The following is a 23,523-nucleotide window of genomic DNA, read 5'->3' as shown; positions in this document are numbered from 1 at the left end:
CCGTCATGAGACTCACCCCCACTCTCCACCGCATCGGCAACGACATCGTCGCCGCCTACCTCATCGTCACCTCCGACGGCATCACCCTGGTCGACGCCGGCCTCCCGGGCATGTACGCCGACCTCGCGCAGGAATTGGATGCCATCGGCCGACCGCTCGCTGACATCCGGGGCGTGATCCTGACCCACGGCGACAGCGACCACATCGGCTTCGCCGAGCGCCTCCGGCGAGAGCGCGGCATCCCCGTCTTCGTGCACGCCGCCGACGCCGGCCGGGCGCAGGGCGGCGACAAACCGAAGACGGCGATGGGGCCGATGCGTATCGGTCCGCTGCTGAGCTTCGCGGCCTACGGCGTCCGCAAGGGAATGCGTCCGCAATGGCTGACCGAGGTCCGCGAGGTCACCGACGGCGACACTCTCGACCTTCCCGGGCACCCGCGCGTGATCGGCATGCCCGGGCACTCCCCCGGGAGCATCGCGGTGCATTCGCCCATCTCACGCGCCGTGTTCGTCGGCGACGCCCTGACGACGCGCCACGTGTTGACCGGCCGCACGGGCCCGGGCCCCGCACCCTTCACCGATGACCCCGCCGAAGCGCTGGTGTCACTGTCTCGCATGGCGCATCTGGATGCCGACTGGGTCCTCCCCGGGCACGGTCCGGCGTTTCACGGCTCACCGGCCGCCGCGGTCGACGCCGTGCGGGCCGCCGCCCGCTGACAGCGCACCCTGGTCTCAGCGGCGACGGGGTCGAGACAGGGCCTCGCCGGCGGCCGCGGCGAGGGCCTGCATCGTTCGGGCGGGGCTCGTGATCGTCGCCGCCCCGAGCGCCTCGGTCGAAAGGCGCTCGCGCAGGTCGGAGGCGGTGAGGATCGTGACCAGCGCTGCCGCCAGCGCGTCTTCGTCTCCGTCGGGAACCAGGATGCCACCGCCTCGGGCGAGCATGTCGCGCGGGCCGTAGCGGATATCCCAGGCGACGACCGGCGTGCCGTGCGCGAGGGCCTCGGCCATCGCCAGACCCTGCCCCTCGAACGCCGAGGTCGTGAGGTAGACCGCCGCACCGTCGAGGACAGCGCCCGGCTCGGTCGTGAGGCCGGGGAGCGACACCACCTCGCTCAGCCCGAGCTCGTCGATCAGCGTCTCGAGTTCGGCACGCTGGGCACCCTCCCCCCAGAGCTCGAGCCGTGCCTCGGGAACGTCGGCGAGGACGCGGCCGAACGCACGGACGGCCTGGGCGAGTCGTTTGCCGGGTGCGAGACGCCCCAGCACGACCACACGGCCCGGGTCGCGATCTGCTGCGGGTTGCGTCGTGGCGGGTGCACCGACGGCGTGCGGGACGACGAGATCGTTCGCCGCGGTTCCGAAACGTTCGCGCACATCGTCGCGCTGGTGGGCGGTCGGCCAGAGCACCGCGTCGAAGCGAGAGGCGATCTCGAACCACCTCGACCACAGGCTGTTGAGGGGGGAATCGGCCCGGTAGGGCGGTTCGAGGTGGATCGTGTGCACGGTGTGCAGGATGCGCACGTCGTCGTCACCCCACCCGACGAGGAGCTCGCCGAGCTGCCGCGATTCGCAGATCAGCACGACCGGGCGGGCGTTCTCGGCGCGGAGATCCGACGCGATGCGCGAAAGCCACGCACGATACAGCGCCCCGAAGCCGTCGACCACGCCCACGGTCGCGCCCGTGGTGTCGCGGATGACGATCGGTGCACGCGTGAGATGCCAGTCGGGATCGACGACGACGGGAAGCGAGACCGCCCCGCCCGCGACGTCGCGGTACTCCAGCGACGGATCCGCATGACCGTCATGGGCCGCTTCCCGCAGCCAGTCGGCCGCTCCCCCCGCGGACGCGACGGCCTCGTCGAACAGGTTGCGGAAGATCCCGGATGCCGTTGCGGCCCCCCGCTCGACGAAGGTCGCCCGGTGCGCGGCGTGAGCGGCGACGGCTCCCGGATCGACCGTCAGGAGGAGGGGCTGCGCACCCGCCTCGGCCATTTGCCGCGCACGCGCGAGCGCGGAGATCGTGTACCCACCGTCGAGGTCGGGGATGAGCCGGCTCGAGAGGATGAGATACCAGGCGTCGGGGAACTCAGCGTCGCTCACGCCCCCATCCTCTCTCACACGCCCCCACTCCCTCGCTCACTCCGCGAATGAGCTCCGCCTCGGTTCGGGGCGCATATCGCCGTCCGGGGCGCGTCTCGCCCGCCCCAGAGCGCCGATCCCACCCCAAACCCGCCGACCGCCCTCAGCGCAACGACAGAGCGCCGATGACACCGGACGGCGAAGGGGCATCGCCTCCGGGTCGATCGGGGTAGGGCCCCGCTCCCGACCCCATACCTCTGGCCGGGCAAGCGGAGCGCGCACGCCGCCACGGACGCGAGGCGAAGTGACACGCCCTCCTGAGTCGATCGGGGTAGGGGCCCCGCTCTCGACTCAGGAGGGCGTGTCACGTAGCCGGGAGTCAGCAGCGACGTACGACGCGACCGACAGCCCGGCTCACTCCCATTCGATCGTCCCCGGCGGCTTCGACGTCACGTCGAGCACCACGCGGTTGACGTCGCGCACCTCGTTGGTGATGCGGTTCGAGATCTTCGACAGCACGTCGTAGGGCAGGCGCGTCCAGTCGGCGGTCATCGCGTCTTCGCTCGAGACGGGGCGCAGCACGATGGGGTGGCCGTAGGTGCGGCCGTCGCCCTGGACGCCGACGGAGCGCACGTCGGCGAGCAGCACGACGGGGCACTGCCAGATCTCGTTGTCGAGGCCGGCCTTGGTCAACTCGGCGCGGGCGATGGCGTCGGCCTCACGCAGGATCTCGAGGCGGTCAGCGGTGACCTCGCCCACGATGCGGATGCCAAGGCCGGGCCCCGGAAAGGGCTGGCGGCCGACGATCGCTTCGGGCAGGCCGAGCTCGCGGCCGATGGCGCGCACCTCGTCTTTGAAGAGGGTGCGAAGCGGCTCGACGAGCTCGAACTGCAGGTCTTCGGGGAGCCCCCCGACGTTGTGATGGCTCTTGATGTTCGCGGTACCGGCACCGCCGCCGGACTCCACGACGTCGGGGTACAGGGTGCCCTGCACGAGGAAGCGCACCTGCTCTCCCTCGGCCTCGGCTTCGGCGACGAGGTCGGCCTGCACCTTCTCGAACGCGCGGATGAACTCGCGGCCGATGATCTTGCGCTTCTGCTCGGGGTCGCTCACACCGGCGAGGGCGTCCAGGAACGTCTCGCGCGCGTCGACGGTGATGAGCTTCACACCGGTGGACGCGACGTAGTCGTTCTCGACCTGCTCGCGTTCGCCCTGGCGGAGGAGCCCATGATCGACGAAGACGGCGATCAGCTGGTCGCCGACGGCCTCGTGGACGAGAGCGGTCGAGACGGCGGAGTCGACACCGCCCGACAGTGCCGAGATGACACGGCCAGTGCCGACCTGCTGGCGAATGCGCTCGACCTGCTCGGCGATGACGTTGCCGCTGTTCCAGTCGGCGGGGAGGCCCGCGGCCTTGTGCAGGAAGTTCTCGATCACGTGCTGACCGTGGTCGGAGTGCTTCACTTCGGGATGCCACTGCACGCCGTACATGCGGCGTGCGTCACTCGCGAAGGCGGCGACGGGCGTGTGCGCGGTGCGCGCGAGGACCTCGAAACCGTCGGGGGCGCGCGATACCTGGTCACCGTGGCTCATCCACACGTTCTGATCGACCGGCTGACCCTGCAGCAGCGTGCCCTCGGTCACGATCGTGGCGTCGGTGGCTCCGTACTCGCGCAGGCCGGTGTTCGCGACCTCGCCGCCGAGCGCCTTCGCCATGACCTGGAAGCCGTAGCAGATGCCCAGGGTCGGCACGTCGAGATCGAACACGCCGCTGTCGAGGCTGGGAGCGCCGTCTTCGTACACCGACGACGGGCCGCCCGAAAGGATGATGCCGACGGGGTTCTTCGCCGCGATCTCGTCCGCCGTGGCGGTGTGGGGCACGATCTCGCTGTACACGCCGGCTTCGCGCACTCGGCGGGCGATGAGCTGCGCGTACTGGGCGCCGAAGTCGACGACGAGGACGGGGCGCTGGGACGTTTCGGTCTGTTCGGTCACCGGTTGCCTTCCGGGGTGGGAACGGGAGCGCTGGCCTGGGCGGCTTCGCGCTCGGCGAGGTAGGCGCGCACGCTCCGGGCGGTGCGCACCTCGAGGATGAAGGAGAGGAAGGGCACCACGCCGCCGAGGGCGAGGAACACGAAGCGGCGGAACGGCCACCGCATGAGGCTCCACACGCGGAAGCACGAGAAGAGGTAGACCACGTAGAACCAGCCGTGAGCGACGAGGATCGCGAGCGAGACGTTGACGCCGTCTCCGGTCGACAGGATCTCGCAGCCGCTGCCGCCGGGCACGAAGAGCGAGAACCACTGGCAGTCGGGACCGGGCACGGCATCCGCGAACCACAGGAAGCCACCGGAACCACCGAGGAACAGCTCCACGTGAATGGGCGTGTACTTCAGGATCATCTCGGCGACCAGCAGCAGCAGGCCGACACCGGTGATGATCGAGCAGATCTGGTAGAACTTCAGGGCTCCGCGGATCGCCGGGAACGAGGCGAGCTTGGGGGCGCGGGGCATGGATGCCAGTCTACTCGCGAGACGCTGGGGGCCCCGCCGCGAGAGCTTCGGCTTGTTCGTCTTCGAGGTCTTCGACCTCTTTCTCCCACGCGTCGCGAGCGAGGCGATACCAGAGGTAGAGCGCGAAACCGGCGAAGACGGCCCACTCGGCGGCGTAGAAGATGTTCAGCCAGTTGACCCGCGAGCGCTCGTCGGGAGCCGGCGAGGAGATGTCGACGAGCGGACCGATGGCGGTCTGCGACGCGATGTATTGCCGGTAGACGCTCACATCGGTGATGTCGTGCCACCGGCCGAGCAGCATGGCGGGCGACATGCGTGTGAGGGTGTACGGGTCGGCGTCCGACGGCGGCAGGGACGGCCCCTCGTCGGAGATCAGGCGTCCGGTGACCTCGACCACGGCCGTCGGATCGGCCTCGACCTGCCGCTCGAGTTCGGCGGCGGCGGCGTCCGCCTGCTCGAGGCTCGGGGTCCAGCCGGTCGCGACGGCGACCGAGGTGCGTTCCGCGGCACCGGCGACGCGGAGCTGACCGGTGACCCAGTACCCCTCGGCGTCGTCGTTGAAGCGCGAGGAGACGACGATGAAGTCGGATGCCACCCACGTGCCCGTCACCGTGACCCGCTGACCCACGAGGGGTTCGGGCAGGTAGTCGCCCGGCTTCACGACGTCGGCGAGGGGACGGACGACTTCGGTCATGCCCGGCTCCGGCGGCGAGGTGTCGACCGCGCGGCCCAGCTGCCACTGCCCCAGCCACGCGAGCACGCCCGCCACGATCAGCGAGAACGCCAGCAGCGCGATCCAGCGGGGCCGCAGCATCACCTCCCGCAGGGTGGGCGGGAAGATCTGCGGCGGCGCCGGGTCGGTCGCGGGGGCGGAGGTCATGCGGTTCCGGTCAGTGACCGTAGGGGGCGACGACGACCTCGACGCGCTGGAACTCCTTGAGGTCGGAGTAGCCGGTGGTGGCCATCGACTTCTTCAGCGCCCCGATGAGGTTGGCGGTGCCGTCGGCGACGGGCGCCGGGCCGTAGAGGATCTGCTCGAGCGGGCCGACGCGGTCGACGGCGACCCGACGGCCGCGCGGCAGCTTCGCGTGGTGAGCTTCGGGGCCCCAGTGGAACCCGCGCCCGGGCGCGTCGGTCGCCCGAGCCAGTGCGACGCCCAGCATGACGGCATCCGCTCCCATGGCGAGGGCCTTCACGATGTCGCCCGAGGTGCCCACGCCGCCGTCGGCGATGACGTGCACGTAGCGGCCTCCCGACTCGTCGAGGTAATCACGGCGCGCGCCGGCGACGTCGGCGACGGCCGTGGCCATCGGCGCGTGCAGTCCGAGGGTGGCGCGCGTGGTGGAGGCCGCTCCCCCGCCGAAGCCGACGAGCACGCCGGCGGCTCCCGTGCGCATGAGGTGCAGGGCCGCCGTGTACGTGGCGGCGCCGCCGACGATGACGGGCACGTCGAGGTCGTAGATGAACTTTTTGAGGTTCAGCGGCTCGGCGACCTTCGAGACGTGCTCCGCCGACACCGTGGTGCCACGGATGACGAAGAGGTCGACGCCGGCGGCGACGACGGTCTCGTAGAGGTCGTGCGTGCGCTGCGGGGTCAGGGCTCCGGCGACGGGGACGCCCGCGTCGCGCACCTCGGCGAGGCGATCGCGCACGAGCTCGGGCTTGATGGGCTCGGAGTAGAGCTGCTGCATGCGGCGGGTCGCATCGGCCTCGGGGAGCGTCGCGATCTCGGCGAGGAGCGGCTCGGGGTCGTCGTAGCGCGTCCACAGGCCCTCGAGGTCGAGCACACCGAGGCCGCCGAGGCGCCCGAGCTCGATCGCGGTGCGGGGGCTGACGACGGAGTCCATCGGGGCGCCGAGCACGGGGATCTCGAAAGAGAACGCGTCGATGGTCCACGCGGTCGAGACGTCTTCGGGATTGCGCGTGCGCCGCGACGGCACGACGGCGATGTCGTCGAAGGTGTAGGCGCGGCGGGCGCGCTTGGCGCGGCCGAGGTCGATCTCCATGGTCACCCGCCCAGCCTACCCGCGCCCTCCGACATCGCCGTCGGCGGGGGCGGACGGTGCCTCCGCCGGGTCGTTGCCACCGCGCAGCATCCGCGTGACCAGACCGTCGAAGGCGAAGAGCAGGAACGCGATCGATCCGAGGAGAGGGCTGACGGCGACGACCACCGCACTGATGAGGACCGCGCTGAGACCCGCGCGCCCGATCCGACGGGCGTCCGAGCGGGTGAGGTCGGGAATCGCCCCCGAGCGGACCGCCCACACCCACTGCACCCACCCGAGCAGGATCGCGAGGAAGAAGTTCACCGGCAACAGCACCCGCCCGAGCAACAGGTCGTCGTACGTGGTGTTGAGAGAGGAGGTGAAGGGCACCAGCACAACGAACAGCAGACGCAAGCCGTTGATCCACATGCCGAGGGCGTCGATGCGCGCGATGTATTCGAACTGCCGCACGTGCGTCATCCACATGAGGCACAGGATCAGGAAGCTGACGACGAACGAGAACAGCGGGTGCGCCAACTCGACGAGCGCCGCGGCGAGCGCAGCATCAGAGCCCACGGTCCCCAGCGACTGATCGGTGAGACCGAGCACGAGCAGCGTCGCCGCGATCGCGAAGACCCCGTCGGTGAACGCCTCTGTACGCCGCGCCGACACCAATGCGTCGGGGTGGCTCCTCCGCCGGATCATGCGCTCAGCGTAGCCGTCGGACGGCGACGACGAAGGGCCGGACGGTCGCCCGTCCGGCCCTTCAGAAGAGCGTCTACTTCTTGTAGTTGGGCGCCTCGACGACGATCTGCACGTCGTGGGGGTGCGACTCCTTGAGGCCCGCCGAGGTGATGCGCACGAAACGGCCCTTGCTCTTGAGCTCTTCGACGGTGCGGGCGCCCACGTAGAACATCGACTGACGCAGGCCACCGATGAGCTGGTAGGCGACGGCCGCGACCGGTCCGCGATAAGGCACCTGACCCTCGATCCCCTCGGGGATCAGCTTGTCGTCGCTGGGCACGTCGGCCTGGAAGTAGCGGTCCTTCGAGTAGGACGTCTTCTTGCCGCGCGTCTGGAGGGCCCCGAGCGAGCCCATGCCGCGGTACTGCTTGAACTGCTTTCCGCCCTGGAAGACGATCTCGCCCGGCGACTCGTCGGTGCCGGCGAGGAGTGAACCGAGCATGACGGTGTCGGCGCCGGCGACGAGCGCCTTGGCGATGTCTCCCGAGTACTGCAACCCGCCGTCGGCGATCACGGGGACGCCCGCGGGGATCGCGGCCTGCGCGGCCTCGTAGATCGCGGTGACCTGGGGCACGCCGACGCCGGCGACCACGCGCGTGGTGCAGATGGAGCCCGGTCCGACGCCGACCTTGACGGCATCCACTCCCGCGTCGATGAGGGCCTGTGCCCCCTCGCGGGTGGCGACGTTGCCGCCGATGACGTCGATGTGTGCGAAGGACGCATCGGCCTTGAGGCGCGTGACGATGTCGATGACGCCCGCCGACTGCCCGTTGGCGGTGTCGACGACGAGCACGTCGACGCCCGCGTCGCGCAGGGCCTCGGCGCGCTGCCACGCGTCACCGAAGAAACCGATCGCCGCGCCCACGCGGAGCCGGCCCTGATCGTCCTTCGTGGCGAGGGGGTACTTCTCGCTCTTGTCGAAGTCCTTGATGGTGATGAGACCGGCGAGCTTGCCGTCGTCGTCGACGAGCGGGAGCTTCTCGACGCGGTGCTTGGCGAAGGTCGCGATGACGTCGTTGGCGTGGATGCCGACGTGCCCCGTGATCAAGCCGTCCTTGGTCATCACGTCTTTGACGAGAGTGGTCTGACGCTCGAAGCCCGAGACGAACCGCATGTCGCGGTTGGTGATGATGCCCACCAGCACGCCGTCGGGGTCGATGACGGGAAGACCCGAGATGCGGTACTGCGCGCACATGGCGTCGACCTCGGCCACCGTGGCATCCGGGGTCGTCGTGATGGGGTTGGAGACCATACCGGACTCGCTGCGCTTGACCTGATCGACGATGCCCGCCTGATCTTCGATCGACAGGTTGCGGTGCACAATGCCAATCCCGCCCTGGCGCGCGATCGCGATCGCCATGCGGGCCTCGGTCACGGTGTCCATGGCGCTGGAGAGCAGGGGTGTCGCCACGGTGATGCGACGCGTGAGCCGCGAGGACGTGTCGGCCTCGCTGGGGATGACGTCGGTGTGCCCCGGCAGGAGCAGGACGTCGTCGTAGGTCAGTCCGATGAAACCGAAGGGGTCGTGCTGCTCCATGGATCCTCCTGCGCACGCGGCGCCTGTTGAAAGGGGACGTCGTCGGCCGGGGCGCGCACTGCGCGCTCCGCCTGCGATTCTAAGCGTCGGGGAGCCATGAATTGTTCCCGCAACGGCTGGCCACGATGCGCATGCACGATGACACGGTTCGCTAACGACCCGGCTGGCGAAACACCCTGGACACATTACGCTCGTAGCGTCGACCGTCGAAGCTGACGGGACGACTTCGTCAGCGCTGCCGAACTGGAGATTCCGTGGGTCACCCCTCCCCCACCGCGATACGATCGCGAACTTTGTCCCGCATGGCTGTGATCGTGTCGCTCTTCGCGAGCGCGGTCGCCGTCCTGAGCCTGTTCTTCGCGACACCCGCGATGGCGCAGGCCACGCAGGCGCCCACCCCCGCCGCTTCGGCGGGCACCGGTGACGTCTCGACCCAATACTCGATCGGCGGCATCATCCGCGCGGGCGAGGATCCGGTCGAGGGCGTCGAGGTGCTCGTCTCCGGTTCGGGCTTCTCCGAGACCGGGACGACGGGCGCCGATGGGCGCTGGTCGGTCGCCGTCCCCGGACCGGGCGCGTACACGGCCGAGCTGCAGGTGGACACGCTGCCCGACGGCGTCGCCCCGCGCGATCCCGACAACGTCACCCGCGATGTCACGATCGGCACGACCAACACGGTCAACGTGCTGTTCCCGACGGGCGAGGGGACGGCGGCCAGCGGAACCATCTGGGACACGCTGTTCTCGCGCTTCTTCTACGGCCTCAACTTCGGTCTGCTGCTGGCGCTGGCCGCGATCGGCATCTCACTGATCTTCGGGACGACCGGCGTGAACAACTTCGCCCACGGCGAGATGCTCACGTTCGGCGCGATCATCTTCTACATCTTCACGGCGATGGGCTGGAACCTGCTGCTGGCGATCCTGCTGACGGTGGTGCTGTCGGCCGCGCTCGGATGGACCCAGGATGCCGTGCTGTTCAAACCCCTGCGCAAACGCGGGGTGGGCTTGGTCCAAGTGCTGATCGTCACGATCGGTCTGTCGATCGTGCTGCGCTACCTGTACCTGTACTTCTTCGACGGCGGAACGCGCAACATCGCGACCGGCATCACCGACAACGTCACCATCGGCCCCGTCACGGTGACGCTCACCTCGATCATCAGCATGGGCATCAGCATCGTGATGCTCGGCCTCGTCGGGTACTTCCTCACCCGCACGCGCATCGGCAAGGCGACGCGCGCTGTCAGCGACAACGCCTCGCTCGCCGCCGCGTCCGGTATCAACGTCGACCGGGTGATCCGCATCGTCTGGGTGCTCGCCGGTGCCCTCACGGGCCTCTCGGGCGTTCTCTACGGCCTCTACCGCGGCGTCACGTGGGACATGGGCTTCGCCATCCTTCTGCTGCTGTTCGCCGCGGTCACGCTGGGTGGACTCGGGAGCGCGTTCGGCGCACTCGTGGGTTCGCTCATCATCGGCATCATCACGGAGCTGTCGACCATCGTCATCCCACCCGACCTGCGGTACGCGGTGGCCCTGATCGTGCTCATCGGCGTGCTGCTGTTCCGGCCGCAAGGTGTGCTCGGTCGTAAAGAGCGGATCGGTTGAGGAAAGACGACATGGACTGGTTTTCGATCTTCAACAACGCCGCGGGCGAGCTCATCAGCCCGACCACCGCGGCCTACGCCCTCGCCGCCATCGGACTCAGCGTGCACTTCGGCTACGCGGGGCTCCTCAACTTCGGTCAGGCGGGCTTCATGGCCGTCGGCGCCTACGCCTTCGCCATCGCGACGCTCTCGCTCTCGGCACCGGTGTGGCTGGCCATCCTCATCGCCATCGGCGCGTCCGTGCTCTTCGCCTTCCTGCTCGGCATCCCGACCCTGCGTCTGCGCGCCGACTACCTCGCGATCGTCACCATCGCGGCGGCCGAGATCGTGCGCTACGTCGTGTCGACGGTGGGCCTGACCGACATCACCGGCGGCTCGCAGGGACTGAACGGCTACAACCGCGAGTTCCAGGCGCTCAACCCCCTGCCGGCCGGCACCTACGGCATCGGGCCATGGACCTACTCCGCGAACGACTGGTGGGTCCGCGTCTTCGGCTGGGGCCTCGTCATCATCGCGACGATCCTCGTCTACCTGCTGATGCGCAGCCCGTGGGGCCGCGTCGTGAAGGGCATCCGCGAGGACGAGGACGCCGTGCGCAGCCTCGGCAAGAACGTCTACTCCTACAAGATGCAGGCTCTCGTGCTCGGCGGTGTCATGGGCGGCCTCGCGGGTGTGGTGTTCATCCTCCCCCGCGCGGTGCAGCCCGGTAACTACGGAACGGCACTGACGTTCTTCATCTGGACGGCGCTGCTGCTCGGCGGCGCCGCGACCCTGCTCGGCCCGATCGTCGGATCGATGCTGTTCTGGGTGCTCCTGTCGCTGTCGAACGGCATCATCGTGGGGCTGCGCGACGTCGGCATCCTGGGCTTCATGTCCAGCACGCAGACGGGGCAGGTGCGCTTCATCCTCGTCGGCCTCGGACTGATGCTCCTGGTGATCTTCCGACCACAGGGCATCTTCGGCAACAAGAAGGAGCTGTCGTTCAATGTCTGACACGACCCTCACCCACCCGCTCGTCAAGGGCGATGTCGGCCCCGGCTGCGCCAAGGTCGACCCGATCGTCGTCGCCGACGGCGTCACCCGGCAGTTCGGCGGGCTCAAGGCCGTCGATGTCGAGCACCTCGAGATCCCGCGTGGACAGATCACCGCTCTGATCGGCCCGAACGGTGCCGGCAAGACGACGTTGTTCAATCTGCTGACCGGCTTCGACAAGCCGAACACGGGTCGCTGGAGCTTCGAGGGGTCGAACCTCGCCGGGGTACCCGCATTCAAGGTCTCGCGCAAGGGAATGGTGCGCACCTTCCAGCTCACCAAGTCGCTGGGGCGCCTCTCGGTCCTGCAGAACATGCTGCTCGGCGCCCGCGGGCAGAAGGGCGAGAACATCTTCCGCGCCCTGATCCCCTCGACCTGGCGCTCGCAGGAGCAGGCGAACACCGATCGGGCCGACGACCTGCTGCGCCGGTTCAAATTGGATGCCAAGCGCGAGGACTTCGCCGCGTCGCTGTCGGGCGGCCAGCGCAAGCTCCTCGAGATGGCGCGTGCGCTGATGAGCGACCCGAAGCTCGTCATGCTCGACGAGCCGATGGCCGGCGTGAACCCCGCGCTGACCCAGAGCCTCCTGGGCCACATCCTCAACCTCAAGAGCGAGGGGATGAGCGTCCTGTTCGTCGAGCACGACATGCACATGGTGCGCCACATCTCGGACTGGGTCATCGTCATGGCCGAGGGCCGCGTGGTGGCCGAGGGTCCGCCCGAGACCGTCATGACCGACCAGGCGGTGATCGACGCCTACCTGGGCGCGCACCACGACACCGATCTCGGCGACATGACCACGTCGCAGCTCGAGACCATCCAGGCCGAGGCCGCCGCCGAGGCGGAGGCGGAGCTCATCGCCGACGAAAAGGACGGGAAGCTCTGATGTCCGACACCTCGACCGCCACCCGCACCGCGGTGCTGCGCACCGACGACCTGGTCGCGGGGTACCTGCCCGGGGTCAACATCCTCAACGGCTGCACGGTGGACGCCTACCAGGGCGACCTGATCGGCATCATCGGCCCGAACGGCGCCGGCAAGTCGACGCTGCTGAAAGCCATCTTCGGCCAGGTCAAGATCCGCAGCGGCTCCGTGCTGCTCAACGGGGAAGACATCACCACGCTGAAAGCCGACAAGCTCGTCGGCAAGGGCGTCGGCATGGTCCCGCAGAACAACAACGTGTTCCCGAGCCTGTCGATCGAAGAGAACCTGCAAATGGGGCTCTTCCAGCGTCCCAAGGCCTTCGCCGAGCGCTTCGAGTTCGTCAGCGGGCTGTTCCCCGAGTTGGCCAAGCGGCGCCGTCAACGCGCGGGGTCACTGTCGGGCGGCGAGCGTCAGATGGTCGCCATGGGCCGCGCGCTCATGATGGACCCCTCGGTGCTGTTGCTCGACGAGCCGTCGGCCGGGCTCTCCCCCGTCCGCCAGGACGAGACGTTCCTGCGCGTGGCCGAGATCAACCGCGCGGGCGTGACCATCATCATGGTCGAGCAGAATGCGCGACGATGCCTGCAGATCTGCCACCGCGCCTACGTGCTCGACCAGGGCAAGGACGCGTACACGGGAACCGGTCGGGAGCTTCTCACCGACCCCCGCGTCATCGAGCTGTACCTCGGCACACTGGCCGCCGACGAGGACGCCAAGCGCGATCACAAGGAGCCTGAAGCCTGATCCGGCGCCGGATGGCCGCGGGTGCGGCGCTCACACTGATGAGCGCCGCACTCGCGGCATGTTCGGCCACGACCCCACCCGCCCTATCGTTCGACGTCGCCCTGGTGCAGCAGCGCGGTGACATCGCCGTCGACCGGATACAACTACGCGTGACCAACACGTCGTCCTCCCCCGCGACCCTCACGGCGGCTTCCTTCTCCTCCCCCGTCCTGGACGGCCCCGCGGACTGGGATGCCGAGCGGCCGACGACGCTCGACCCGGGACGCACCGTCGATCTTCCGGTATTCCTGCCGGCCATCCGCTGCACCGACGGCCCCGCGGCCCCCGAGGCGACTCTTACGGTCGATGGCGTGCCGACGACCGTGTCTCTGGCCGATGCCCTCGACGTGCTGGAGCGGACGAGCGCCACGGCGTGTGACCGGGAGGATCTGGCCTCAGTCGTCCGGGTGACGGCGTCGGGGGCGGATGCCGGTCCAGACGGATCGATCGTCTTGCACCTCGCCGTCGAGCCGACTCGCAGCGGCGAGGGTTCCGCCGAACTCGTCGCTCTGCAGGGAACCGTCCTGCTGCGGTTCGAGGCCGGTTCCGCCGCGCCGCTGAGAGTGGCGGTCGCCGCGGGTGACGCGCCGTCGAGCATCGACGTCACCGTGGTACCCCAGCGCTGCGACGCCCACGCCATCGCGGAGGACAAGGTGGGAACGCTCTTCGACCTGGTCGCTCGCGTCGACGATCGCGAGGTGGTGGTCCCCTTGCAACGGTCGAAGGACGTCGCCGATGAACTTCTGGTGCTCACCGCACGCGCCTGCGGACTGACCCCGGCGGGCTGAGCCCGGCGAACTGCCCCAGCGGGATCTCCCCGCACCGTGATCGCACGGTCGATTCAGCGGAGGGAACTCGCTCCGTCGGCGGGTTTACCTTCGCGGAGCGTGGCCTCCGACGATCGACAGGACACCCCGCCGACGCAACGCCAAGGGGCCCGGATCCTGAGATCCGGGCCCCTCGCGTGGTGATCAGGTCACTCGTTGAGCGAGCCGAACTCCGTGTTCAGCAGGGTGTACTTGTTGTCGGCACCGTACTGGTAGATGCCGATGTACGCCTCGGTCGGGTCACCGTTCTCGTCGAAGGTGATCGGGCCGGAGACACCGTCGTAGTCGATGTCGGTGCCCTCGTTGATCAGCGCGAGGCAGTCGGCGAAGGTCGTGCACTTCTCGCCCTCTTCCGAAACCGACTGAAGGTTGTCGCGGATCGCGGTGCCCGAGTCGTCCTTGGCCTGCGCCGCGGCGAGAGCTGCGACGATGACCGCGTCGTAGGACTCCGGTGCGTAGCTGAAGTCGGTCAGCGCGGGGTCGATCTCCTTCAGACGCGACTGGAACGTCGTGTCGGCCGGGTTGCCGGGCAGCGTGCCCTTGGCGCCCTGCAGGGTACCGGCGGGGAACTCGTACGAGTTCGACAGGTTGCCGTCGACGAAGTAGACCTTCGACGCGGCGTAACCCTGCGTGCTCACGAGCTGCGGGATGATCGACGACGTCTCTTCGAACGCGATGACCGCGACGGCGTCGGGCTGAGCCGCGAGCAGCTCGTCGACCTGCGACGTGAAGACCGTGTCACCCGGGTTGTACGGGACCGCGACGGAGACCTCGCCACCGGCGGCCTCGATGGCCGTCGTCGCGTTGTCCTTCAGGCCGATGCCATAGGGGTCGTTGATGTAGATGATGCCGACGTTGGCGGCACCGTCACCGACCATCAGGTTGCCGAGCACGCGGCCCTGCAGAACGTCGGACGGCGCGGTGCGCCAGTAGTACCCGTCGTCGGCGTAGGTCGTGAAGTCGGGCGAGGTGTTGGCCGGCGAGATCTGGACGACACCGGCGTTGACCAGCTGGTCGACGAAGGTGAAGGACACACCCGACGAAGCCGCACCGATGACGACGTCGGCACCGGCATCGACGAGCTCGGTGGCCGACTGCGTGGCGATGTCGGTGGTGGTGTCACCCGAGTCGCGCTCGGTCAGTTCGACTGAGAACGGGAACGCATCGCCCGCGGCCTCGATGTCTTGCACGGCGAGCTTCACACCGGCGACCTCGGGCGGGCCGAGGAAGGCGAGGTTACCCGTGGCGGGGAGGATCGTGCCGACGTGGAACGCACCGTCGGCCGTCGAGACGGCACCGCTGCCACCGTCGGAGGACGCGCTGGGTGCGGCGGCATCGCCGCCACCACCGGCACAACCGGCGAGGACGAGCGCGCTGGCGCCGACCAGGGCGAGACCGCCGAGGAGTCGGGCGCTGCGCGTGCGCGGGAAGACGTTCATAGTGCTCCTTGCTGTGGATGAACGTGGGGGAAGACCCATGGGGTCACCTGATTCCCCCAACCTAATCGGATGCACGTTTTCCGCATGTTGCCGTTCGTTAACGATGTGCGTCCCCGCGGTCACGGGCGCATAACGGTCGGCCGCGCCGCAACGAGAACGGACGGATACAGCCGGTAAACGCAGAAATCGCGGGACTCACACCGGCTCGGCGACATCGGCCACCGCGCGACGGTGACGCCGCGAGGCCACGATCGAATCGGCACTCAAGAGCACCAGCGCCACCCAGACCAGGGCGAAGCCGAGCCAGCGCTCGAGGGTCATCGGCTCGTGGAGCACCCAGACCCCGATGACGAACTGGATGACGGGCGCCACGAATTGCAGCAGCCCGATCACCGTCAGCGGCACCCGCCGGGCGCCCGACGCGAACAGCAGCAGCGGAATGGCCGTCACGACGCCGGCCGAGAGGAGGAGCACCGTGTGGAGCACTCCGACGGTGCCCAGCGTGATCCCCGAGATGTTCGCGACGAACACCAGCTGGATCGCGGCAACCGGCAGGAGCCACAGCGACTCGAGGGTCAGACCGCTCACGGCATCCACCGACGGGCCGATCTGCTTCTTCACCAGACCGTAGAACCCGAACGAGAACGCCAGCGTCAGGGCGATCCACGGGAAGGAGCCGTAGCCGACGACGATGACGACGACCGCGACGACCGCGATGCCCACCGCGATCCACGGGAGGACGCGCAGCCGCTCGCGCAGCACGATGACACCGAGCAGGACCGTGACGATCGGGTTGGTGAAGTAGCCGAGGCTCGTCTCGATGACGTGCCCGGTCAGCGCCCCGATCAGGTAGGTCTGCCAGTTGACGTAGATGAGCACGCCGGCGAGGGCGGTGAGCGCCATCAGTCGGGGCTGCCGCACGATCGCCAGGAAGGGCCGCCACGCGCGCAACACGGTGAGCAGCAGCAGGCAGAACGCGAAGGCCAGGATGATGCGCCACGCCACGACCTCGAAGGGGTCGGTCGGCTGGAGCTGCAGGAAGTAGATCGGCAGGACGCCCCAGAGCAGGTAGGCACTCAGCGCGTACAGCGCACCGCGGGTGCTCCCGCCGGCGGGAGCGGGAGGGGCGGCGGTCACTTTCTCAGCCTATGCGCGGCGTCGAGGCGGGGGCCGCCGTCGAGCCCCGCTTTCCTGCCATCCCCGCAGGCGAACGACGAGCCGCGCGGGCCGATCGAACGACGAAGACCCCGGATGCCATGGCATCCGGGGTCTTCGTCAGGGTCACGCGATCAGCGGACGACGACCGCCAGGACGTCGCGAGCCGAGAGCACCAGGTACTCGTCGGCGCCGAACTTGACCTCGGTGCCGCCGTACTTGCTGTAGAGCACGCGGTCACCGACGGCGACGTCGAGGGGGACACGGTTGCCGTTGTCGTCGATGCGGCCGGGGCCGACGGCGACGACTTCGCCCTCCTGCGGCTTCTCTTTGGCGGTATCGGGGATGACGAGACCACTCGCGGTGGTCTGCTCAGCCTCGACCTGCTTGATGACGATCCGGTCCTCGAGCGGCTTGATGGAAACCGACACGGTCTACCTCTTTCTCGTTACAGAAGACTTGTCAGCACTCACGCGGGGAGAGTGCTAACCAGAGTCTAGAGAAGGGTTGGCACTCGTGCAATGCGAGTGCCAACGTGTCGCCGATTGGGGCGTTCGAGACGCGAGACGATCTGATCGGCCCCAACGCGCAGACTGCGGCGAGCGTGCGCCGGAGCGGCGCGAAGTATTGCACCTTTACGCCATGAGTCATACCCATCTCACCTGCCCTTTCATCCTGTTTACGGGTGTGCAACACTTCAGGCACAGCGTCGACACATGCAGGGGGCATGGGTCGGTGGAACACAAGCGGGCTCGTCGTCGAGCTCGGAGAGTCGGGGGATTCAGGGGTGCCATGCGGCGCTTCTGTGCGCCCCCGGGGGGTCGAACACATGGCTACGCCGTACTTCTTGGCGATTGATGTCGGGACGAGCAGGACTGCGGCAGCGACTGCGCGCTCCGCGCCGGACGGGGCGCTGCTGGCAGCATCGCTGCCGCTAGGGCGCAACGCCGACAGCACTCCGACGACCGTCTTCGTCTCGGACAGCGGACTGCTGTTCGGTGACGCCGCGGAGCGTCGGGGCACTGCCCAGCCGGAGCGTCTGGTGCGCGAGTTCAAGCGCCGTATCGGCGATGACGTGCCCATCGTGGCCGGAGACCGGCGCTTCTCGCCGCAGGACCTCTACGCCCTCGTCGTGGGGTGGGTGATCGGCACCGCGGTCGAGCGTGAAGGACAGCACCCCGCCGGCATCGCCGTCTCGGTCCCCGTCACCTGGGGCGAGTACCGCACGCAACTGGTGCGCGACGCCATCGGCCGCCTCGGCTGGAGCGACGTGCAGGTCATCACCGAGCCCGAGGCCGCCGCACGCCACTACGAATCGACGCACCCCCTCGACAGCGGCCGCGCGCTGGCGGTCTACGACTTCGGCGGCGGCACCTTCGACACCGTCATCCTCCAGAAGATGCCCGACGGCACCGTTGACTTCGTCGGCAGCCCCATCGGAATCCCCGACCTGGGCGGCGCCGACTTCGACGACATCGTGCTGCGTCACACCGTCCGTGCCGCCGGCATCCCGGCATCCGCCCTCGCGGGCGTGGAGTCCGATGCGGGCCTCCGCATGGCGCTGGCGTCGCTCCGACGCGAGTGCGTCGACGCCAAGGAATCGCTGTCGTTCGACGGCGAGGCCGTCGTGCCGGTGCTCATCGGCGACGGGCACGGCGCCGTCCGTCTGACCCGCGCCGAGTTCGAGGACATGATCGAACCCGAGATCGAGCGCACCGTCGAGGTGCTCGAGATCGCGCTGGAGCAGTCCGGGCTGACCGCCGACGACCTCGACGCGATCCTGCTCACGGGCGGTACCTCCCGCATCCCCCGCGTGGCGCAGCTGCTTTCGGAGCGCTTCGACCGCCCCATCGCCGTCGACGCCGATCCCAAAGCGATCATCGCCTTGGGCGCCGCTCGCACCGCCGCCGGAGGAGGTCTGCATTCCGTCGCGATCGCGGACGTCGATGACGACGACGTCCCGGACGATGACGATCTCGATGACACGTCCGCGGAAGACGGCTTCACCGCCGATCGGACCGGGAAGCGTGCTCCGTGGTTCCGTCGCGTTCCCGCCACGGCGTACGTCGCGGCGGGAGTGGCCGTTCTGACCGTGACCGTGGGCGTCGTGAGCGTGCCCGCCCTGGGCGTCGGCATCCTCGCCCGCACGGGGATGGCCGTCACCTCCCAGCCCCTCGCCGCCGATCTCGAGGTGCGGCTTTTCGATCCCCTCGACACGCCCTCGTCGCCCCCGCCGAGCATCGCGGCCCCCGCGGTGCAGCCCGTCGCCGACCAGCCCGCCGCATCGCAGGAGGCTGCCGCCCCCGAGGAGACCCGGGCGACGAACCGTACCGAGGAGCGTCAGCGCACCCCCCAGCGACTGACGCCCCAGGCCGCCGAGCAGCGCAGCCCCTCCGCGGCACCACCCGCGCAGCAGCAGGCCTCGGGCGGCGGCGGCGGCGGGGGCGGTAACCCCGCCCCGGCCACCGAGCCCTCGTCGTCGACGCCGTCGGAGCCGTCGACCGGAACTCCGTCGACCGACCCGACGACGACCGCCCCCTCGCCCTCCGACCCGGCCCCCACCACCTCGCCGACCGAAACGCCGGTCACCGAGACTCCGGTCACCGACCCGCCCACCACCGAGGAGCCGGCTCCGTCTCCGTCGACGGAGAACCCGCCGCCGACCGAGACCTCGCCGCCGGCGGAGCAACCGGCCGAGACCAGCTCTCCGGCCCCCGAGACGCCGCCCGCCTCCGCCGAGCCCACGCCCTGACGCGCGTCGTCGGAAGATCACCACCGATGTCGATCTCGAACACGTCCTCCGATGCTGCCCACGGCGACCTCGAGTCGCTGTTGCTGCCGCGCGTCGCACGCGCCCTCCTCGATGCCTCCGTCGCGGCAGTGGAGCCCGCACCGCTCGCGGTCGTGGGAACGGCCGGCTCCGGGAAATCCCGCGTGCTGCGCCACCTCTTCACGGCATTGCGCGCGGCCGGAGTCTCCCCCGTCGCACTGACGCACCTCTCCGACCTCCCCGCCGCGCGGGACGCGGTCGTCGTCGTCGACGACGCGCACCTCCTCGACGATGAGACGCTGTCCGCGCTGGCGGAGCGGCTGCGCACGGGAACCGCGACGGTGCTGCTCGCCACCCGTCCCGACCCCGACTCCCCCGCCCTTCGCGCGCTGATCGACGACATCGAACGCCACCAGCCGCCCATGCTGCTCGGACACATCACGATGTCCGACGTCACCGCGCACCTGGGCGCCGAGGCGACGGACTCGTCGCGAGAGTGCCTCACGCGCCTGCTCGAGGCCACCGGAGGTCTGGCCTGGCTGACCGCCGAGGCGCTCGTGCTGCACGGTGACGCGATCTGCGACGGCCGGTGCGACCACGACGAGATCGCCCGGTCGCTGGACGACCTCGTCTCGCACCGCATCGATTCCCTCGACCCGTCGCTGCGGCTCGCCGTCGAAGCGCTGTGCCTCGACGAACGCTCCGCGCTGGACGCCGGCGCCGGCCCCGCCTGCGCCGCCGGATACGACGCCGGTCTGCTGCAGCGCGGCGGACGCACCGTTCCGCTCGTGCGAGACGCCGTGCGCGCCCGACTGACCGCCGACCGCCTGCTCGAGTTGTACTCCGCGCGGCTCGTTCGCGACGCCGCCTCGGTGCAGGCGCTCCTGGGCGGCACGACGGACGAACGGGTGGCATCCGCCCTGGTCGCCGACGGTGACCGCGAACTGTCGCGCGATCCGGCGAAGGCGGCCGCACTCTACGAAGCGGCCGACCGTGCGGGAGCCCCCTCGGCCACCCTCGACGTGCGACGCGCACGGGCCGCGTGGGCACTGGGCGACGTGGATGCCGCCGGGACCTTCGTCGACCGTCTGCTCGCGGGCTCCGACGCTCCCGGCGACGCCGCTCTCGACATGGCCGCCGCCGTCTGGGCGATGCGCGGCGACATGGATCTCGGGGCCCAGGTCTACCGCGGCGGTGTGCCGACGACATCCGAGAGCCGCGCGAAGTGGACGATCGCCGCCGCGGGCGCCGGTCACACCGATCCGGCCGCAACGCCCGTCTCCGCACCCGTGCGCACCATTCCGACCGCCCACGGTGTCTCGCTCGAGCTCCTCTCGCGAGGCCTCCGGGCCTCGCTCGACACCGGCGGCCACGACGGTCTGCAGGATCTCGTGCGTGCCAGCGAGATGTACACCGCGTCCGGGAGCGACGCGCCTCTCCCCGAACTGCCGGCCGTGATCGCCGCGCTCGTCGCCCTGCACGGGGGCGAGGCGGCCGTCGCCCAACGGGTGCTGGATGCCGCGATCGCCGGCGCGCAGGGCGGCGCGTGGGCCGCTCCGCGACTGCTGCTCTGGCGCGCGTGGGTCGCCCTGCAGCGCGAGCACGCGTCGGAGGCCGAGAACGCCCTGCGTGCGGCGACCGGCGGACGCCCTCTCGGCGCGCGCGATCGTCTGCTCGCCGATGCCGTCGAGCTCGGGCTCGTGCGCCGCAACGGCCAGCCCTCCGAGCTCCCGCCGGTCTGGCAGCGCGCACAGGAGTCCCTGCTGCGCGTTCAGATCGACCTGTTCACCCTCGTCCCCCTCGGCGAGTTCGCCGTGTCGGCGGCCCGTGTCGGCGAATTCAGCGCCGTGCGCTCGTCGCTCGAACGGGCCGAGCAGCTTCTGACCGCTCTCGGACGGCCGGCCCTGTGGGAGACGAGCCTGCAGTGGTCGGGCCTGCACGCCAGCATCCTGCTGGGCAGTCCCGAGGAGCTCACGGTGCACGCGCGGGCCCTGCGGGCCGCGGCCGAGCACTCGCCCCTGGCGGCCCGCCTGGCACGCGCCGGACGGGTGTGGACGGACGTCCTCACCGGCGTCGTCGACGTGGATGCCATCGAAGAGTCCGCCGCCGGCCTCGCGGCGAGCGGGTTCGCCTGGGACGGTGCGCGCCTGGCCAGTCACGGCGCGAGCAAGTCGACCGATCGACGTATCATCGCGCGCCTCCTCGCGTGCGCCCGCCAGCTCCACCCGCGAGAGCGCGCGGAGACGCCCGTGACCCCGGTGAGCGACACCGGCCCGGTTCCGGTGCCCACGCGCGCGGCCGAGGGTTCCGGCATCCTGAGCGAACGCGAGCGAGAGGTCGCCGCACTGGTGCTGCAGGGCAAGACCTACGCCGAGATCGGCGAGACGATCTTCATCTCGCCGCGCACCGCCGAGCACCACATCGCCCGCATCCGCAGGCGCCTGGGCGCCACCTCGCGCTCGGACCTCATGAGCCGTCTGCGCATGGCTCTCGACGACGGTTCGCATGCCCCGGAACCGACGGCGGAGGCCACCGGCGACGACGCGCGATCCGCCAGGGTGCTCGCGTCCGCCAAACCCCTATGACCCACCCCGCGCTATGGGGGTTCCCCCCGACGCGCACCTACACCCCCTCGACCTAACGTCGATCCCAAGGAACAACCGTGAGGAGACCCCAATGAGCGTCACGCTGGCGACCATGGCAGATGCGCTGATCGAATTCATCCTGAGCCTCCTACGCGATCCGGAGGCCGCAGCCGAGTTCGAAGAAGACCCGGAAGGCGCGATGGCGGCACGGGGGTTGAACAACGTCTCGTACGCGGACGTGTGCTCGGTCGCCCCGGTCATCGCCGAGAAGCCCCACGTGATCGTGAACCCCCAGCCCGCGCCGGTTCCGGTGGGTCCCAAGCCGGAGTGGAACCCGGTGGTCAAGGAGATCAAGTCGATCACCACCCAGCTGTCTTACACCCACATCGACGACCGTGACACGATCGTCGACCAGTCGGTGAACCAGAACATCTGGGCCAACGGCGACGTCAACCAGACCTTCGGCAACGAAGCCGTCGTCGCCTCGGGTGACGACGCGATCGCCGCCGGCAACGACGTCGATCAGGACACCACTCTCGACAACTCCACCGATATCAACGCCGGCAACGACGTCAACATCGGCAACGACGAGACGAACACCGACATCGACGGCTCGTACAACGACACCGACGAGACCACCGAGACGACCGACAACTCCACCGACGTCGACCTGACCGATTCGGCCAACGACTCCTCGACGGACGTCGTGGTCGACGACTCGTTCAACGACACCACCGACACGACGGTCGACACCTCGGTCGACGAGGACACCACCGTCGTGTTCGACTCGGGCAACGATGTCATCATCGAAGACACCTCGGATGACACCCTCTGACACGCCTTCGGAACGGCGGGTGGGCTCTCACGAGCTCACCCGCCGTTCCGGTGCGCCCGCGCCTCAAGCGCAGGTGCGCCGCTCGCCGGCACCGCCGCCGTACGAACCGCCCCCCAAGGCCGTCAAGCCCGAGCGTCCCGCGCTGCACGACAAGGCCGCAGCCCCCGTCATGGTCAAGATGCCGCCGCCCGCCGCGGTGCGCCTCGCGCAGATCAGCTGGGTGCTCAGCCTGGTCGTCGGCGCCATCACCGTGGGGTACCTCTTCATCATCCGCCAGACGATCGATCCCGACATCGAGGCGATCGTGCGTGGGGTCGATTCCTCGCGGCCGTCCGAGACGGTCAGCACCGCCGCCGACATCGTCTTCTGGTGCGTCTTCGGCGCGCTGGTCACGGTGCTGCTGGTGCAGATCACCTCGCTCGTGTCGTTCAACAACCGCCGCAACAACGCGCGGTGGTGGATGCTCGGAATCCTGCTGTTCCTGGCCGTGACGGTCCTGGCGGCGCGGCAGTTCGTGGCCGTCGGCGACCGGGGTGTGCCGCTGGATCGGCTGCTGCTGATCCAACTCGGCCTGTCGGCGCTCGGTCTGCTGTTCTCGGTAATCCCGGCGGCTCTGCGCTGGACCCGACGCAAGCACGACATCCGGCGGGGCAGTCCCGGCAGCAGCCCCTCAGCCGAGTTCTGACGAAGCGGCATCCGATCCTCGACGGACGGAT

Annotated in this window: 20 protein-coding genes; 10 read left to right on the top strand and 10 right to left on the bottom strand. The window is 69.5% G+C overall.

Going from position 1 to position 23,523, the window contains the following annotated elements; all coding sequences use genetic code 11:
• Positions 1–5: 5 nt before the first annotated feature.
• Positions 6–716 carry an MBL fold metallo-hydrolase gene (locus ACXKZF_RS03205; protein WP_488985356.1) on the top strand — a complete coding sequence of 237 codons (711 nt, stop codon included), beginning with the start codon at positions 6–8 and terminating at the stop codon, positions 714–716.
• A gap of 15 nt (positions 717–731) precedes the next feature.
• Here the strand turns inward: ACXKZF_RS03205 and ACXKZF_RS03200 are convergent, their stop codons facing one another.
• The 7 genes from ACXKZF_RS03200 to guaB form a co-directional block, all read right to left on the bottom strand.
• The gene (locus ACXKZF_RS03200; protein WP_488985355.1) at positions 732–2,099 is read right to left on the bottom strand and encodes a glycosyltransferase; all 1,368 of its coding nucleotides are present in this window, start codon (positions 2,097–2,099) and stop codon (positions 732–734) included.
• 393 nt (positions 2,100–2,492) lie between these two features.
• Complete coding sequence (guaA, locus tag ACXKZF_RS03195) at positions 2,493–4,073, bottom strand: glutamine-hydrolyzing GMP synthase (RefSeq protein ID WP_488985354.1); 1,581 nt, start codon at positions 4,071–4,073, stop codon at positions 2,493–2,495.
• Positions 4,070–4,591 (bottom strand): DUF3817 domain-containing protein, encoded by a 522-nt coding sequence (locus ACXKZF_RS03190; protein WP_055959033.1) that lies wholly within the window; start codon positions 4,589–4,591, stop codon positions 4,070–4,072. The genes guaA and ACXKZF_RS03190 overlap by 4 nt, the downstream gene beginning before the upstream one ends.
• A 10-nt stretch (positions 4,592–4,601) precedes the next feature.
• Positions 4,602–5,471, bottom strand: a complete 870-nt coding sequence (locus ACXKZF_RS03185) for an SURF1 family protein (RefSeq protein WP_488985353.1) — start codon at positions 5,469–5,471, stop codon at positions 4,602–4,604.
• Between the two features lie 10 nt (positions 5,472–5,481).
• Positions 5,482–6,597 carry a GuaB3 family IMP dehydrogenase-related protein gene (locus tag ACXKZF_RS03180; protein ID WP_055959040.1) on the bottom strand — a complete coding sequence of 372 codons (1,116 nt, stop codon included), beginning with the start codon at positions 6,595–6,597 and terminating at the stop codon, positions 5,482–5,484.
• A 15-nt stretch (positions 6,598–6,612) separates the two neighbouring features.
• Positions 6,613–7,281, bottom strand: coding sequence for a TMEM175 family protein (locus tag ACXKZF_RS03175; RefSeq protein WP_243222735.1), 669 nt, complete (start codon positions 7,279–7,281; stop codon positions 6,613–6,615).
• Between the two features lie 73 nt (positions 7,282–7,354).
• Positions 7,355–8,857: an IMP dehydrogenase gene (gene guaB, locus ACXKZF_RS03170; RefSeq protein ID WP_055959046.1), complete on the bottom strand. Its 1,503-nt coding sequence runs from the start codon at positions 8,855–8,857 to the stop codon at positions 7,355–7,357.
• 302 nt (positions 8,858–9,159) lie between these two features.
• On the opposite strand from guaB, the gene ACXKZF_RS03165 reads away from it, so the two are divergent.
• From ACXKZF_RS03165 to ACXKZF_RS03145, 5 genes are read left to right on the top strand one after another with little or no spacing between them, the layout of a single operon-like run.
• On the top strand, positions 9,160–10,458 hold the full coding sequence (locus ACXKZF_RS03165; protein WP_488985352.1) for a branched-chain amino acid ABC transporter permease: 1,299 nt from the start codon (positions 9,160–9,162) through the stop codon (positions 10,456–10,458).
• Between the two features lie 11 nt (positions 10,459–10,469).
• The gene (locus ACXKZF_RS03160) at positions 10,470–11,450 is read left to right on the top strand and encodes a branched-chain amino acid ABC transporter permease (RefSeq protein WP_055959053.1); all 981 of its coding nucleotides are present in this window, start codon (positions 10,470–10,472) and stop codon (positions 11,448–11,450) included.
• Positions 11,443–12,375 (top strand): ABC transporter ATP-binding protein, encoded by a 933-nt coding sequence (locus ACXKZF_RS03155; protein WP_055959055.1) that lies wholly within the window; start codon positions 11,443–11,445, stop codon positions 12,373–12,375. Before ACXKZF_RS03160 ends, ACXKZF_RS03155 begins: the two co-directional genes overlap by 8 nt.
• Positions 12,375–13,157 (top strand): ABC transporter ATP-binding protein, encoded by a 783-nt coding sequence (locus tag ACXKZF_RS03150; RefSeq protein ID WP_243222737.1) that lies wholly within the window; start codon positions 12,375–12,377, stop codon positions 13,155–13,157. Before ACXKZF_RS03155 ends, ACXKZF_RS03150 begins: the two co-directional genes overlap by 1 nt.
• 38 nt (positions 13,158–13,195) lie before the next feature.
• Positions 13,196–13,984: a hypothetical protein gene (locus ACXKZF_RS03145; RefSeq protein WP_243222738.1), complete on the top strand. Its 789-nt coding sequence runs from the start codon at positions 13,196–13,198 to the stop codon at positions 13,982–13,984.
• Positions 13,985–14,172: 188 nt separating this feature from the next.
• Here ACXKZF_RS03145 and ACXKZF_RS03140 read toward each other — a convergent pair whose 3' ends face one another.
• From ACXKZF_RS03140 to groES, 3 genes are all read right to left on the bottom strand, one after another.
• A complete protein-coding gene (locus tag ACXKZF_RS03140; RefSeq protein ID WP_243222739.1) occupies positions 14,173–15,462 on the bottom strand; it encodes an ABC transporter substrate-binding protein in 1,290 nt (429 codons plus the stop codon).
• 195 nt (positions 15,463–15,657) lie between these two features.
• A complete protein-coding gene (rarD, locus tag ACXKZF_RS03135) occupies positions 15,658–16,599 on the bottom strand; it encodes an EamA family transporter RarD (protein WP_243222740.1) in 942 nt (313 codons plus the stop codon).
• 152 nt (positions 16,600–16,751) lie between these two features.
• Positions 16,752–17,048: a co-chaperone GroES gene (groES, locus tag ACXKZF_RS03130; RefSeq protein ID WP_039394204.1), complete on the bottom strand. Its 297-nt coding sequence runs from the start codon at positions 17,046–17,048 to the stop codon at positions 16,752–16,754.
• A gap of 398 nt (positions 17,049–17,446) precedes the next feature.
• Here groES and ACXKZF_RS03125 point away from each other — a divergent pair, with 398 nt between their 5' ends.
• The 4 genes from ACXKZF_RS03125 to ACXKZF_RS03110 all read left to right on the top strand — a co-directional run bounded on the left by ACXKZF_RS03125 (position 17,447) and on the right by ACXKZF_RS03110 (position 23,492).
• Positions 17,447–19,369: an Hsp70 family protein gene (locus ACXKZF_RS03125; RefSeq protein WP_488985351.1), complete on the top strand. Its 1,923-nt coding sequence runs from the start codon at positions 17,447–17,449 to the stop codon at positions 19,367–19,369.
• Positions 19,370–19,395: 26 nt separating this feature from the next.
• Positions 19,396–21,972 (top strand): helix-turn-helix transcriptional regulator, encoded by a 2,577-nt coding sequence (locus ACXKZF_RS03120; RefSeq protein WP_488985350.1) that lies wholly within the window; start codon positions 19,396–19,398, stop codon positions 21,970–21,972.
• 91 nt (positions 21,973–22,063) lie between these two features.
• Positions 22,064–22,807: an IniB N-terminal domain-containing protein gene (locus tag ACXKZF_RS03115; RefSeq protein ID WP_055959076.1), complete on the top strand. Its 744-nt coding sequence runs from the start codon at positions 22,064–22,066 to the stop codon at positions 22,805–22,807.
• Complete coding sequence (locus ACXKZF_RS03110) at positions 22,794–23,492, top strand: hypothetical protein (protein WP_156459267.1); 699 nt, start codon at positions 22,794–22,796, stop codon at positions 23,490–23,492. The genes ACXKZF_RS03115 and ACXKZF_RS03110 overlap by 14 nt, the downstream gene beginning before the upstream one ends.
• The last annotated feature ends 31 nt before the right edge of the window (positions 23,493–23,523 follow it).

Source organism: Microbacterium sp. ABR10 (assembly GCF_057812175.1).
Note: the sequence above shows the minus strand (reverse complement) of the source record. Positions and strands in the feature narration are given on the sequence as shown.

Excerpts from the sequence above, each read along its gene's own strand:
- ACXKZF_RS03205 (WP_488985356.1), top strand. The coding sequence starts at position 6 with ATGAGACTCACCCCCACTCTCCACCGCATCGGCAACGACATCGTCGCC.
- ACXKZF_RS03190 (WP_055959033.1), bottom strand. The coding sequence starts at position 4,591 with ATGCCCCGCGCCCCCAAGCTCGCCTCGTTCCCGGCGATCCGCGGAGCC.
- ACXKZF_RS03185 (WP_488985353.1), bottom strand. The coding sequence starts at position 5,471 with ATGACCTCCGCCCCCGCGACCGACCCGGCGCCGCCGCAGATCTTCCCG.
- ACXKZF_RS03180 (WP_055959040.1), bottom strand. The coding sequence starts at position 6,597 with ATGGAGATCGACCTCGGCCGCGCCAAGCGCGCCCGCCGCGCCTACACC.
- ACXKZF_RS03175 (WP_243222735.1), bottom strand. The coding sequence starts at position 7,281 with ATGATCCGGCGGAGGAGCCACCCCGACGCATTGGTGTCGGCGCGGCGT.
- guaB (WP_055959046.1), bottom strand. The coding sequence starts at position 8,857 with ATGGAGCAGCACGACCCCTTCGGTTTCATCGGACTGACCTACGACGAC.
- ACXKZF_RS03165 (WP_488985352.1), top strand. The coding sequence starts at position 9,160 with ATGGCTGTGATCGTGTCGCTCTTCGCGAGCGCGGTCGCCGTCCTGAGC.
- ACXKZF_RS03160 (WP_055959053.1), top strand. The coding sequence starts at position 10,470 with ATGGACTGGTTTTCGATCTTCAACAACGCCGCGGGCGAGCTCATCAGC.
- ACXKZF_RS03155 (WP_055959055.1), top strand. The coding sequence starts at position 11,443 with ATGTCTGACACGACCCTCACCCACCCGCTCGTCAAGGGCGATGTCGGC.
- ACXKZF_RS03150 (WP_243222737.1), top strand. The coding sequence starts at position 12,375 with ATGTCCGACACCTCGACCGCCACCCGCACCGCGGTGCTGCGCACCGAC.
- ACXKZF_RS03145 (WP_243222738.1), top strand. The coding sequence starts at position 13,196 with ATGAGCGCCGCACTCGCGGCATGTTCGGCCACGACCCCACCCGCCCTA.
- ACXKZF_RS03140 (WP_243222739.1), bottom strand. The coding sequence starts at position 15,462 with ATGAACGTCTTCCCGCGCACGCGCAGCGCCCGACTCCTCGGCGGTCTC.
- ACXKZF_RS03125 (WP_488985351.1), top strand. The coding sequence starts at position 17,447 with ATGGCTACGCCGTACTTCTTGGCGATTGATGTCGGGACGAGCAGGACT.
- ACXKZF_RS03120 (WP_488985350.1), top strand. The coding sequence starts at position 19,396 with ATGTCGATCTCGAACACGTCCTCCGATGCTGCCCACGGCGACCTCGAG.
- ACXKZF_RS03115 (WP_055959076.1), top strand. The coding sequence starts at position 22,064 with ATGAGCGTCACGCTGGCGACCATGGCAGATGCGCTGATCGAATTCATC.
- ACXKZF_RS03110 (WP_156459267.1), top strand. The coding sequence starts at position 22,794 with ATGACACCCTCTGACACGCCTTCGGAACGGCGGGTGGGCTCTCACGAG.